This is a genomic window from Streptomyces yaizuensis (assembly GCF_034961445.1).
Taxonomy (GTDB): Bacteria; Actinomycetota; Actinomycetes; order Streptomycetales; family Streptomycetaceae; genus Streptomyces; species Streptomyces yaizuensis.
The window spans coordinates 244,785-256,874 of the sequence record NZ_BSBI01000004.1 but is presented as its reverse complement, the minus strand read 5'-3'; the positions used below and the strand labels follow the sequence as shown (position 1 = coordinate 256,874).

Below are 12,090 nucleotides of genomic sequence, written 5' to 3'. Positions count from 1 at the left end.
CAGATCGGCGTATGAACGGAATGGTGGAATAACCGTACGGGCCATGGCGGTTGGCCCCGGCATGACCACTCACGCAGATCGCACCGGGCTGGGCCGCATCGGTGTCTGGAGCGCCGCGCTCCGGGCCGTGCCGGGACAGGGCCTCGCCCCCGACGCCGCCGAAGCCGTCGCCGAACTGGACGCGTTGGGCTTCGGCACCCTGTGGATCGGCTCCAGCCCCTCGCTCGCGGAGGCCGCGCCACTGCTGGCGGCCGCGCCGCGGATCCGGGTCGCTACCGCCATCCTCAGCGTCTGGCAGCACCCGGCCGACGAGGTCGCGGCGGGCGTGGCCCGGATCGAGGAGTCCGCTCCCGGCCGGTTCCTGCTGGGGCTCGGCATCAGCCACCAGGTGCTCGCCCCGCAGTACGCGAAGCCGTACGCGACGATGGTGGCGTACCTCGACGCCCTGGACGCGGCACCCGTCCCCGTACCGGCCGGCCGGCGGATCCTCGCCGCGCTCGGGCCGAAGATGCTGCGGCTGTCGGCCGACCGGTCGCTGGGGGCGCACCCCTACCTGGTCACGGCGGAGCACACGGCCGAGGCCCGCTCCGCGCTGGGGCCGGACGCCGTCCTCGCCCCCGACCTCAAGGTCGTCCCCGAACCGGACCTGGGCCGCGCCCGCGAGATCGCCCGTGGCAGCCTCGCGCACTATCTCGGGCTGGAGAACTACGTACGCAGCCTCATCCGGCTCGGGTTCTCCGAGGCCGACCTCGCGGACGGCGGCAGCGACAGGCTCGTGGACGCGCTGTTCGCGCTCGGCTCCCCCGAGCGGATCCGGGACCGGGTCGCCGCGTACACGGACGCGGGTGCGGACCATGTCGCGCTGAACGTGATCTCCGACGCGCGGGCCGGGACGCCGCCCCGGAAGGAGTGGCGGGAGCTGGCCGCCGCGCTGGATCTCGGTACGGGCGCGTAGCGGGACCGTACGCCCGTACCTGTACGGGTACGGGCGCCCCCGCCTCGCGGTCGCTCCCCCTCGCGGTCGCTCCCCCTCGTGGTCACTCCCGGGTGATGATGTCCCGGAACGGGCCGGGCGCGGCGGTGAGTTCGGACCAGGTGCCCTGCTGGGCGATCCGGCCGCCGGCGAGGACCGCGATCCGGTCGGCGCTGCGGATCGTCGCGGGGCGGTGGGCGATGACCAGGGTGGTGCAGCGCGGCAGGGCGGCGAGCACCTCGGCGTCGCCGACTCCGTCCAGGTGGGCGGTGGTCTCGTCCAGGACGAGCACCCTCGGCCCGGTGAGCAGCGCGCGGGCCAGCGCGACCCGGGCCCGCTGGCCGCCGGAGAGGGTGGCGCCGCGTTCGCCGACGAGGGTGTCGTAGCCCTGGGGCAGGGCGGCGGCGACCCGGTCCACCCCGGTGACGGCGGCGACGGCGGACAGCTCCCGGTCGCCCGCCTCCGGGGCGGCGAGCCGCAGATTCTCCGCGAGGGTGCCGTGGAAGAGGGGGGTGTCCTGGCCGACGACGGCGACCGTGCGGCGCAGTTCGGTGTCGGCCACGGCGCGGATGTCGACGGCGGTCCCGTCGGCGGCGACGAGTTCGACCCGGCCGTGCGCGGGGTCCCAGAACCGGGCGAGGAGGTGGGCGCAGGTGGACTTGCCCGCTCCGGAGGCGCCGGTCAGCGCGAGACGGCTCCCGGCAGGCAGCCACAGGTCGACGCCGCTGAGCACGGGCCCGGCGCCGTAGTCGGCGTGGACGTCGTGGAACCGTACGGCCAGCGGGCCGGGCGGGAGGGGGCACGGCCGGACGGGTTCGGGCGCGAGCGCGGGGGCCTGGGCGGCCGCCCGGACCCGGCCCGCCGCCGCGCGCAGCCCGGCGGCCTGCCCGGCGGCGCCCGAGGCGTCGGCGACGGGGGCGAGCGCGCCCAGGGCGAAGGCCATGGCGGCGGGGGCCCAGTCCGCCGCCGTGCCGGTCGCGGCGATCGCGACGACGCCGACGACCGCCGTCGTCACCAGCAGGTCGCGGGCGGCGGCGCAGCGGGCGTCCCAGGTCTGTTCGGCGAGCTGGGCCGCGCCGAGCGCGCCGCCGTCCGCGCGGAGCCGGTCGCGCATCCGGTCCAGGGCGCCGAAGGCGAGGAGTTCGCGCAGTCCGTCGACGGCTTCGACGGTACGGGCGGACAGCCGGGCGGCACGGTGGCGGGTGCGGGTGGCGTGCCTCTCCCGTATCCGCCCGTCGAGCATCGGGAGGAGGACGAGGAGGGCGGCGGCGAGCAGGAGGGGCGGCAGCAGGCCCGGTTCGGTGGCGGCGAGGACGGCGGCCGCGGCGGAGAACAGCGTTCCCGAGGCGATGAACTGGGCCACGGCGTGGGCGTAGAAGAACTCCAGCGCCTCGACGTCGGTCAGGGCGGCCGACGCGAGGTCGCCGCTGTCCCGGCCGGCGACCCGGGCGGGGGCGCTGCGGGCGAGTCCGTCGAAGACGCGTACCCGGAGTTCGGCGAGGACCCGGTAGGCGAGGTCGTGCGAGAGGTCCATCTCCCACCAGGTGGCGACGGCACGGACGACGACGAGGGCGGCGAGCGCGGCGACGACTCCTGGCCCGGGGGCGGTGTGGCGGGTGACGGCGGTGCCCACGGTGTACGCGGCGAGGGTGACGAGGGCGACGAGCGCGGCCTGTGCGAGGAGTGTGGCGGCGACGGTACGGGCGGTGGTGGACCGGTGGGCGAGGAGCACGGGCAGCAGGGCCCGCAGGGAGCCTCTGGGGGCGGGGGTTTCGGGAGCGGTGTCGCTGGTGACAGCGGTGTCGGTGATGGTCATGCGGCGGGCCCCGCTGTCGTGAGGGCCGCGTGGGCGAGGCGCGCGTAGACGCCGCCGGCGGCGAGGAGGGTGGTGTGGTCGCCGACGGCGTCGACGCGGCCGGCGTCGAGGACCACGATGCGGTCGGCGTGCCGGACGGCCGCCAGGCGGTGGGCGACGACCAGGCAGGTCCGGCCGCGCGCGGCGGCGGTCAGCGCGCGGACGATGGCGGCCTCGCCGCGTTCGTGGACGGCGCTGGTCGCCTCGTCGAGTACGAGGACGGGCGCGTCGGCGAGGAGCGCCCGGGCGAGGGCGATGCGCTGGCGCTGGCCGCCGGAGAGGGTGGCGCCGCGTTCGCCGACGAGGGTGTCGTAGCCGTGGGGCAGCGCCAGGATCTCGTCGTGGACGGCGGCGGCGCGGGCCGCCGCGCGGAGATCGCCGTCGGTCGCGCCGGGCCGGGCCAGGCGCAGATTGTCGGCGACGGAGGCGTGGAAGAGGTAGGTCTCCTGCGCGACGACGGCGATGCCCCGGCGCAGCGCGGCGAGCGGGTGGGCGGCGAGGGGCCTGCCGTCGGCGAGGACGCGGCCCCGGTCGGGGTCGGCGTGGCGCAGGAGCAGGCCGAGGAGGGTGGACTTCCCGGCGCCTGAGGGGCCGACGACGGCGGTGGTCCGGCCGGCGGGGGCGGTGAAGTCGACCCCGGCGAGCGCGGGCCGGGTGGCGCCGGGGTGGGTGAAGTGGACGTCCTCGAAGCGGAGGGTGGGCGGTGCGGTCCAGGGGCCGGGGCGTACGCGTCGTGACTGCGCGCCGGTCGCGGTTCCGTATGGGGGTGCGGTCCCGGTCGCGGGTGGGCGTGCGTCGTCGTGCGTGCGGGGGGCCGTGGCCCGGGGCTCGGGGGTGTCCGCCGCGTCTGTGGCTGGTGTGGCGGGCGTGCGGGCTTCCGTGTCGGCCGGCGCGGACTCGCCACGGGCCACGGAACCGGACGCGCTCGCGGACCCGGTCGGACGGCGGTCCATCGCACGCGGGCCGGCGATGCGGCTGCCCGCGTCGCCCGGCACGGAAGTCCGCACCACCCCCGACGGGTCCGGGTCCTGCCGTGTACCCGGGTCGGCGGTCGGGTCGCCGGAGACCGGGGAGTCGAGCGTGCGTGGGCCGGAGGGACGGGTGTCACGGGCGTCCCCGTCGTGAGCGGGACGAGTGGTCGCCGTTGCCGCCCCGACCGCCGCATCGTCAGCACCGGGCACGTGCGCCTCCGCCGACGCGCGGGAAGCCTCGCCAGCGTGAACAGCGGAGGCGGACACCCGGCCGGAACCAGGTGTCCGAGACTCGTCCGGCACACGGAGCACCGCACCGGAGACACGGTCGCCGCCCGCCACCGGTCCGGGTGCCACGCCCAGGGCGCCCCCGGCCGCAGAGGGCCCATCGGCGCGACCGGAACCAGGCAGGTGCGCCTCTCCGGGCGTGCGGGAATCCTCGTCATCAGCGTTCGCGGAGTCCGCCCCCGGGGCGTCCACGGCCGGTTGACCACCGTCATGAACAGCGGAACCAGACACCTGGCCGGAACCAAGCATCCGGGGCTCCCCCACCGCGCGGGGAACGACGGCCGAAGCATCGCCCGTACGGCCGGAGGCGGACATGCGTGCCTCCCCCGACACCCGCGAGACCTCGTCACCGGTCGCCGCAGAGTGCACCCCTGGGACGTCCACAGCCGGTCGACCACCACCACGAACACCGGAATCAGACACCTGGCCGGAACCAAGCATCCGGAGCACCACGCCCGGAACACGGTCACCGCCCGCCGCCTCGGAGCCGGGCGCCACGGGCGAGCACGCATCCCCCGACGCGCGGAAACCCTCGCCGTCACCCTTCGCGGAGTCCGGCGCCGGCGGCTCGCCCACGGCCCGTTGGCCATCACCGCGAACTGCGGAACCGGACACTGGGGGCTCCCCCACCACACGGAGCACCACGCTGGAGGCACGGCCGCCCTCGCCCGCCGTCGCGTCGAGTGCCGTGGAGTCCGCCGCCCGTTCGTCCACCCGCGTGTCCGGGGACGGGTGGCCCTCCGCGGGATGTGCCGGGCCGCCGGGCTCTGATGCGCGGGGGACGTCGGTGCCAGTGGCCGGTACGGGTCCGGGCGCGGCGTCCGGGCCGGTGTCCTGTCCCGGCGTGCGGGGGACGGCGGCGGGTGCGGTGCGGAGGCGGGTGATGCCGTCGGCGGCGGAGACGCCGAGGTAGCCGGCGTGCCATTCTCGGGCGAGGTCGCGTACCGGGCGGAAGCATTCGGAGGCGAGCATCAGCAGCAGGTAGGTCCCGGTCGCGGTGGCGCCGCCGGTCGTGGCCGACCAGCAGGCGACGAGGACGGCGGCGACGGTGCCGCCCTGGACCGCCAGGTCGGTGATGCCGGTGTCGACGAGGGAGACACGGAGTTTGGCGACGGTCGCCCGGTGGAGTTCGCCGGAGCGGCGGCCGAGCCGGGCGCGCGTGCCGCGGACCGCGCCGGCGGCCCGGAGCGCGGCCATGCCCTGGAGGGCTTCCAGGTAGTCGGCGGACAGGGCCTCGTACGCCCCCCAGTGCCGTTCCCCCCGGCGGGCGAGGAGCCCGTCCCACCAGCGGGGCGCGAGCAGCGCGAGGAGGAGGGCGGGGGCGAGGACGGCGGCGGCCAGGGGTTCGACCAGGGCGACGGCCGTCAGCAGCAGGGGCGGCACCACGCAGGTGACGGCGAGTTGGGGCAGGTAGCGGGAGACGTACGCGTCGACTCCCTCGACGCCGTCGACCAGGACGGCCCGTACGGCGCCGGCGCGGTCGTCCGCTCCGCGTACGGGTCCCGTGTCGCCGAGGCGGACGAGGAGTTCGTCGCGGAGCCCCGTCCGTACGGTGGTGCCGGCGGCGACAGCGGTGCGCCGCTGCCAGGGGCCGAGGACGGCCCTCAGGAGCGCGGCCGCGAGGACGCCGCCGAGCAGGGCGGGGAGGGGGCCGGTGTCGCCCCGGGCGACGGCCGCGAGGGCGGTGGCGAGGAGGACGGCCTGGGCGAGGTGGGTGCAGGCGACGGCCGCGAGCACGGCGGTGGCCCGGGCGAGGGGGCCGCGCGCGGGCCGGGCGGCGCGCAGCAGTTCCGGGTGGAGCATCATGCGGGGTCGGTGTCCTCTGGTGTGCGGGGTGCGGGAGCCGGGCCGGGGCCTGCGAGGCCAGGGGGTTCGGTGAGGTCGGTGACGTCGGCGGGGGACCGTGTGCCGAACGCGAGGCCGTGCACGATCCAGACCTCGCCCGCCGGGCCGCCGAGCGCTGCGCCGAGGTCGGCCTGTTGCCAGGAGCCGACGGGCCGGGCGGCGAGACCGAGGGCGGTCGCCGCGAGATGGGCGTGCCCGACGCCGTACCCGGCGCGGAGGTGGTCGCGGCGGACGCGGGCGGGGGAAGCCCGGGAGGGGCACCCGGCGGCGAGGAGGACGGCTCCGGTACGGGCGATCCAGCCCTGCCCCGCGGCCCAGGCGGCGAGGGTGGGGAGGACGGGGCCCCGGGCCTCGGTGCGCAGCCGTCCGGCGCGGGCGGTCAGGAGCGCGGGCCGGGGTCCCCCGGTGGCGAGGTACCAGCGGGGTCCGGTGGGTGCTCCGGCGCGGGCGGCCCCCAGGACGTGGAGCAGCATGTCGTCGTCGGGGGTGCCACTGGCGGCGAGGGTGCCGGGGTCCGCGCTGCGGCGGGCGGTGACGACGGCGCGGGGCGCGCGGCGGTGGTCGGTGTGCCAGGTGCCGTGCGGCGTCCCGGCGTCGGCGAGTACCCGGAGTACGCGGTACGCCTGTTCGAGGTCGGGGTGGGCCGGTTCCGGTGGGGGCGCGGCGGTGCGGGTGTCCGGGGAGCAGGGCCGGGGCGTCGCGGGGGCGCGGGTGTCCGAGGCGGGGGGCCGGGGCGTCACGGAAGCACGGGCCCAGGACGTCACGGAGGCACGGGCATCCGGCGCACGATCCCAAGGCGTCACGGACACGCGGGCGTCCGAGGCACGGATCCAGGCCCCAGGGTCACCATCGGCATCCCAGGCACGGACCCAGGCCCCAGGGTCACCGTCGGCGGTGAGCCGGACGACAGCCAGCGGGATCGTGGGGTCCTCGCCGGGACGGCCGTCGCGGGGTTCCGGCAGTGAACGGGCCGCCAGGTCGAGACAGTACGCCGGAGCACCGGCCGCGACGAGTGCGGCGACGGTGTGCCCGGTGTCCAGGAGGGTCAGCGGCCAGCCCCGGTGGCGGTAGTGGGCGACGGTCCTCCCGGGGGCGGCGCGGAGGACCGCGAAGACGCCCCCGGCGGTGTCCCCGGGTGCGGTTGCGGGTGCGGGCCCGGCCGGGTGGAGGCGGTGGCCGACGGGGTCGTACGCGTACTGTCCGGCGGGCAGGCCCACGCCGCTCCCGGCCCCGGCGAGGAGGTGGAGGTCCACGGGGTGGAGGGCGCCCGCGGACGGTACGGGCCGCAGCCGGTGGCCGGCGACGGAGTGCCGCAGCAGCGGATCGAGCGTCGCGGGCACCGGGAGTCCGCCGTCCCGGCCCCGGGGCCGCCGGGCGGCGGGCCGCGGGGGCAGGTCGGGGCCGGGGGGTTCGGACGAACGGGCCCTGGCCAGGGCGGCCGTGACCGGTGACGGCGTGGTGGGCATGGCGGTGGCCTCACATGTGCGGGGGCGGGACCAAGGTGAAGTCCGTTGCACGGACGGGCGGTTCGGTGCGCCAGCCCCGGTCGAGTGCGGCCTGCGCGAAGCGGGGGCAGCCGAAGTAGCCGAAGGCGGCGGGCGCGTTGGGTACGAGTCCGGAGACGAGGACGCGGGCGACCATCAGCGGGGTCAGGGCGATGTCCTCGGTGGTGAGGTCGGCGGTGACGACCCGGTGTCCGCCGGCGGCGAGGCGGGCGTCGAGCCGGGCCCGGCTGCCGGGCTCGACCGCGTCGACGGGGACGGTGCCGAGGGCGGGGTGGGTGAAGCGGCGGGCGAGCGGGGCCGTCCGGGGGTCGAGCCAGATCTGCACATGGGCGCCGAGGTCGCGTACGGCGGCGAAGTCGTCGCCGGCCGCGTCGAGGTAGCGGCGGTCGGGCCGGTGTTCGAGGTAGAGGCCGGGGGCGAGGAGCCCGGCGTCGACGGCCTGGAAGACCCAGCCGTCGGGCTCGGTCGTGCCCTGCGTGAACACCCAGGTGTGCACGGCTTCGAGGACGGCCTTGCGGACGGCTTCGGCCGGGTCGAAGCGGCAGGCGAACCCGGCGGCGTACAGGCCGCGTACGGGGTCGTGGGCGAGGGCGGCGAAGCAGGGCGCGAACTCGGACTCCATCTCGACCACGCTGATCTCCAGCGCGCACCCGGCGAGGTCGTCGGCGAGCCCGGGCACGGAGGCGATGTCGATGCCCCGGGCGGGTCCGTCGAGATGCCACCACAGCTCCAGGGCGTCGCGTTCGACGACTTCGAGGAGTCCGCGTTCGACGGCGTCGTCGAGGCCCTGCCCGGTGGCGATGCCCGCGTAGTTCAGATGGTGGGTACGGGGCAGCTCGCGCAGGGCGCCCTGGCGCCAGTTGAGGTGGCTGAGGGCGACGGGGACCCAGCATTCCGTACCGTCCTCGTCGGCGCGGGTCCACAGCGCGGGGGTGTCCGGGCCGAGGGGCCGGTAGGGGAAGCCGGGGCGCCGGTACTGCCAGTCGGCGTACGCGGGCAGGTCGCCGGGCCCGTACACGCGCTGTCCCTCGGCGGCCAGCCGCGCGGCGGTGGTCCGGCGGGGCGCGTCGGGGTGGCCCGGGGGCGGGAGGCGGTTGCCGCAGTAGCGTTCGACGGCTTCGGCGACGGCGGCGACACGGGCGCCGTCGGGGTCGCCGAAGGTGGTGCCGAGGGAGACCCGGTCCGCGGGCCAGGCGCCGAAGCGGCGGGCGTCGGACACCTCGGCGGTCATGGCGGTGTAGCGGGGCGGCGCCCCCCGTGGGTGGGGTACGGGGGCGACGGAGCGGACGATGCCGCAGACGGGGTCGGTGAGATGTTCCAGGGGCAGGGGCAGGGGCAGGGGCTGGGGCGGAGTGGTCACGGGCGCGGTGGTCATGGGTGGGTCTCCTCGGCGGGGTCCGGTCGTACGGTGTCGGCGCGGCGCACCTCGGTGACGGGCAGCAGGAGCGCGCTGCCGTCCGGGTGCAGGGTCCGGCGGGAGGGCAGGAGCCGGGTCGCGGTGACGGGGTCGCCGCCGGTGTGGGGGTTGCGGGCGTGGGCGGGGAAGTGGTGTCCGGCGACCTCGATCCGCAGCCGGGTGCCGGCGGGCAGCCGGCGGGCGAGGAGGCCGAGTTCGACGCGGACGGTGGTGTCGCTACCGGGCGGCCCGGCCGTGCGGGCGGTGCCGAGGGCGAGGGGGGCGGCCCGCCCTTCGGGGTCGAGGGCGACGACGCGGACGAACCAGTCGGCGGCCGGGGTGTCGGCGCGGGCGCGCAGCAGCGCGGAGGCGGTGCCGAGCAGGTCGACGGGGTGGTCGAGGGGGGCGGTGAGGAGGAGGGCGCGGTCGGCGCGGTCCGGGTCGGCGCGCAGGTCGTCGGAGCGTACGGGGTGGGCGGGGTCGGCGAGGAAGGTGGCGCCGTACAGCAGCCGGGCGGCGAGGGGCCGGCCGGGCGGGGGGCCGTCGGGGGGCGCGGGGCCGAGGTCCCCGGAGGTGTGGGGCGGTTCGGCGGGTTCGAAGGGGCAGTGGTGGGCGGGGGTGTCCAGGGCGGGGCCCGCCGGGCACCACCAGGGGCTGCCGGCGAGGGCGATGGCGCCGTGGGCGCGGTGGGCGCCGTCCGTGCGGCCTGTGTCCTCCGTACGGTCGGTGAATCGGCCGTCGTGGACGGCGCGGGCCCAGCGGGCGGCGAGCCGGCCGGTGTCGATGTGGTGTTCGGGCCGGGCGCCGGGGCCCGGGTCGCGGGTGAGCCGGTGGCCCCAGGGTCCGAGGACGAGCCGCGCGGGGCCGCCCCAGTGGCGCCAGAGCGCGACGGTGTCGGCGGCGAACGGGTCGTGGGTGCCGCCGATGGCGAGCAGCGGGACGCGTGCGGCGGCGGCCAGCCCGAGGACCGGTCCGGCCCACCGGGTGGTCCACACCCCGGGCCAGGACGGCAGCGCGCGCCCGAGCCGGGCGGGCAGGGCGGTGAGCGGCAGATGGGCGAGGAGGCCGGGGTCGCGGGCGAGCAGCCGGTCGAGCGCGGCGGGGTCGGAGTCGTGCCGGTCGCCGTGCGCGGCCCACCAGCCGGCCCGGCCGAGGAGGCGTTCCACGCCGGAGGGTTCGCGCGCGGTCTCGGCGGTGCCGAGGGCGGGTACGGCGGCGATGACGGCGCCGGGTGCCTCGTCCGGGTGGGGCGGCGGGTGGGTGGTGTCCCCGGTGACGGTGACCAGGGCGCAGTACGCGGCGTACGAGGAGCCCGCGGCGACGGTGCGGCCGTCGCTCCAGGGGCGGTCGCGGATCCAGCGCAGGGTGGCGGCGCCGTCGGCGGCTTCGTGGGCGTAGGGGCGCCAGGCTCCCGGGGAGCCGTGGCGGCCCCGGACGTCCTGGACGGCCACCGCGTAGCCGTGTTCGGTCCAGCGGCGGGCCTCCGCGTGGTGGGCGGAGCGGCCGTAGGGCGTACGGATGAGCAGGGTGGGGTGCTTCTTCCGGCGGCCGGTGGTGCCCGGTTGTGGGAGGTGGATGTCGGTGGCGAGGCGGGCGCCCGCGGACGGGACGGTGACGGTACGGGTCACGGGGTGGCCGCCGGGGCGGGCAGTGGCGCGCACGCGGGCACCGGGAGGACGGGGTGCGCGGAGAGGGTGAGGTCCCTCAGGTCGAGCCGGCGGAGCAGCGGATGTCCGGGGCCGGGCTCGCCGCGCGCCCAGGCGACGAGGTCGCGGGTGAGGAGGGCCGCCGTGTACGCGGCGGAGGCGGCGGTGTGCCGGGGGCCGGTGTCGGCGGTGCGGGTGCCGGCCCAGTAGGCGGCGAGTTCGCGGTGGGCGGGGGTCGCGGCGAGCCGCCGCAGCCGGACATCGGCGGCGGTGACGCCGACCGGTCCGGCGGCGGGTGGTTCGAGCCAGACGTGGGCGCCTTCGCGGTGGCAGCGCAGCCAGCCGACGCCGTCGCGGGAGAGCTGGTCGGGGATGTCCCACAGGCCGGGGGGCACGGGCCGGTCGAGACACCAGACGACGGCGGTACGGGGGCCGGTGCGGGCGGCGAGCGCGCCGAGGGACCGGGGGTCCGTCACCGGTACGGGGTCGGCGCCCAGGGCACGCGCGATGTCGGTGAGCGGGCCGGTGAGGACGGGGTCGCCGAGGAGGAGAAGGGTGGTACGGGCGAGGAGGGCGGAGGTCTCCGAAGCGGCGGTGGCGTTCGGGGTTTCCGGGCCGGTGGCCAGACGGCATCCGGCCGCGTCGAATCCGGCCGGCGGACGCCCGGAGTCCGGTGTGCGGCGGCCGTCCGCCGTATCCCCGGCATCCGGTACGCCGGACGCGTCCGAAGCAACCGTGGCTCTCGTGGCGTTCGGAGCGTCCGGGGTACCCGAGATCGCCGGGCTGGCGGCAGGACGTCCGACCGCATCAAGGGCGGCCAGCAGACGCGTGACGTCCGGTACGCCGCCGACATCCGGGCCGGAAGCGCGGCCACCCGCGACGCCGAAGGCAGACAGCAGACGCACGACATCGGGTGCGTCGGGCACGTCCGAAACAGCAGGGGCTTCCGTGGCGTTCGGGGTCCCCGGGCCGGTGGGCAGGTGTCCGGCCGTATCGAGGGCGGCCGGCGGACGCACGGAGTCCGGTGCGCCGCCGACGTCTCCGGCGTCCCGGGCATCCGGGCCGGTGGCCAGACGTCCAACGGCATCGCAGCCGGCTGGCGGATTCGCTGCGCCCGGCTCTCCGCAGACGTCCGCCGCGTCCCGGGCATCCGCAGTGTCCGCGGTGTCGGTGGCATCCCCGGTATCCGTGGTGTCCGTGGTGTCCGTGGTGTCCGGGTCGGCGGCCAGGTATCCGGCCGCATCGAAAGCCGCCAGCAGACGCGCGGTGGCCGGGTCCCCGGGGTGGGTGTCACCGGTGGGCGGCCCGCCGTCGAGCAGTCGCATCAGCTCCGCCGGGGGCACGGTCCCGGTGTCGACCCGGAGGAAGTCGCCGTCGGGGGTGCGCAGGGCCGGCCCCCGGCCGGGTACGGCGACGAGGGCGGCGCCGGGGGCGAGGCGGAGGGGGTTCACGGGAGGGCTCCTCGACTGCTGCTGGTGGACTGCGGTGACGGTGGTGAAGGGGAAGGGGAGGGAGAGGGGGAGCCGGGGCCGTCCGGCGCGGGGAGTGCCGGACGGCCCCGGCGGGTGGGCCCGTGGTCACCGCCGGGACGGCGACCACGGGTTCATGCCG

General features: G+C 77.7%; 7 protein-coding genes. 1 reads left to right on the top strand and 6 read right to left on the bottom strand.

All coding sequences use genetic code 11. The annotated features are described in order from the left end of the window. Nucleotides 1-61: 61 nt before the first annotated feature. Nucleotides 62-955: a TIGR03620 family F420-dependent LLM class oxidoreductase gene (locus SYYSPA8_RS12115; protein ID WP_323447101.1), complete on the top strand. Its 894-nt coding sequence runs from the start codon at nucleotides 62-64 to the stop codon at nucleotides 953-955. Between the two features lie 82 nt (nucleotides 956-1,037). On the opposite strand, the gene SYYSPA8_RS12110 is transcribed toward SYYSPA8_RS12115, so the two are convergent. From SYYSPA8_RS12110 to SYYSPA8_RS38345, 6 genes are read right to left on the bottom strand one after another with little or no spacing between them, the layout of a single operon-like run. After that, entirely contained in the window at nucleotides 1,038-2,789 is a 1,752-nt protein-coding gene (locus tag SYYSPA8_RS12110; protein ID WP_323447100.1) for an ABC transporter ATP-binding protein, read from the bottom strand. Continuing rightward, nucleotides 2,786-5,893: an ATP-binding cassette domain-containing protein gene (locus SYYSPA8_RS12105; protein ID WP_323447099.1), complete on the bottom strand. Its 3,108-nt coding sequence runs from the start codon at nucleotides 5,891-5,893 to the stop codon at nucleotides 2,786-2,788. The genes SYYSPA8_RS12110 and SYYSPA8_RS12105 overlap by 4 nt, the downstream gene beginning before the upstream one ends. Beyond that, nucleotides 5,890-7,398 carry a nitroreductase gene (locus tag SYYSPA8_RS12100; protein ID WP_323447098.1) on the bottom strand — a complete coding sequence of 503 codons (1,509 nt, stop codon included), beginning with the start codon at nucleotides 7,396-7,398 and terminating at the stop codon, nucleotides 5,890-5,892. Before SYYSPA8_RS12100 ends, SYYSPA8_RS12105 begins: the two co-directional genes overlap by 4 nt. Before the next feature lie 10 nt (nucleotides 7,399-7,408). Further along, nucleotides 7,409-8,776, bottom strand: coding sequence for a YcaO-like family protein (locus SYYSPA8_RS12095; protein ID WP_323447384.1), 1,368 nt, complete (start codon nucleotides 8,774-8,776; stop codon nucleotides 7,409-7,411). A gap of 32 nt (nucleotides 8,777-8,808) precedes the next feature. Further along, a complete protein-coding gene (locus SYYSPA8_RS12090; protein ID WP_407705984.1) occupies nucleotides 8,809-10,494 on the bottom strand; it encodes a CocE/NonD family hydrolase in 1,686 nt (561 codons plus the stop codon). Continuing rightward, nucleotides 10,458-11,930: a hypothetical protein gene (locus SYYSPA8_RS38345; RefSeq protein ID WP_407705983.1), complete on the bottom strand. Its 1,473-nt coding sequence runs from the start codon at nucleotides 11,928-11,930 to the stop codon at nucleotides 10,458-10,460. The genes SYYSPA8_RS12090 and SYYSPA8_RS38345 overlap by 37 nt, the downstream gene beginning before the upstream one ends. Between the last annotated feature and the right edge of the window lie 160 nt (nucleotides 11,931-12,090).

What these genes read in the sequence shown, in the direction of transcription:
- SYYSPA8_RS12115 (WP_323447101.1), top strand. Translation starts at nt 62, where the DNA reads ATGACCACTCACGCAGATCGCACCGGGCTGGGCCGCATCGGTGTCTGG.
- SYYSPA8_RS12110 (WP_323447100.1), bottom strand. Translation starts at nt 2,789, where the DNA reads ATGACCATCACCGACACCGCTGTCACCAGCGACACCGCTCCCGAAACC.
- SYYSPA8_RS12105 (WP_323447099.1), bottom strand. Translation starts at nt 5,893, where the DNA reads ATGATGCTCCACCCGGAACTGCTGCGCGCCGCCCGGCCCGCGCGCGGC.
- SYYSPA8_RS12100 (WP_323447098.1), bottom strand. Translation starts at nt 7,398, where the DNA reads ATGCCCACCACGCCGTCACCGGTCACGGCCGCCCTGGCCAGGGCCCGT.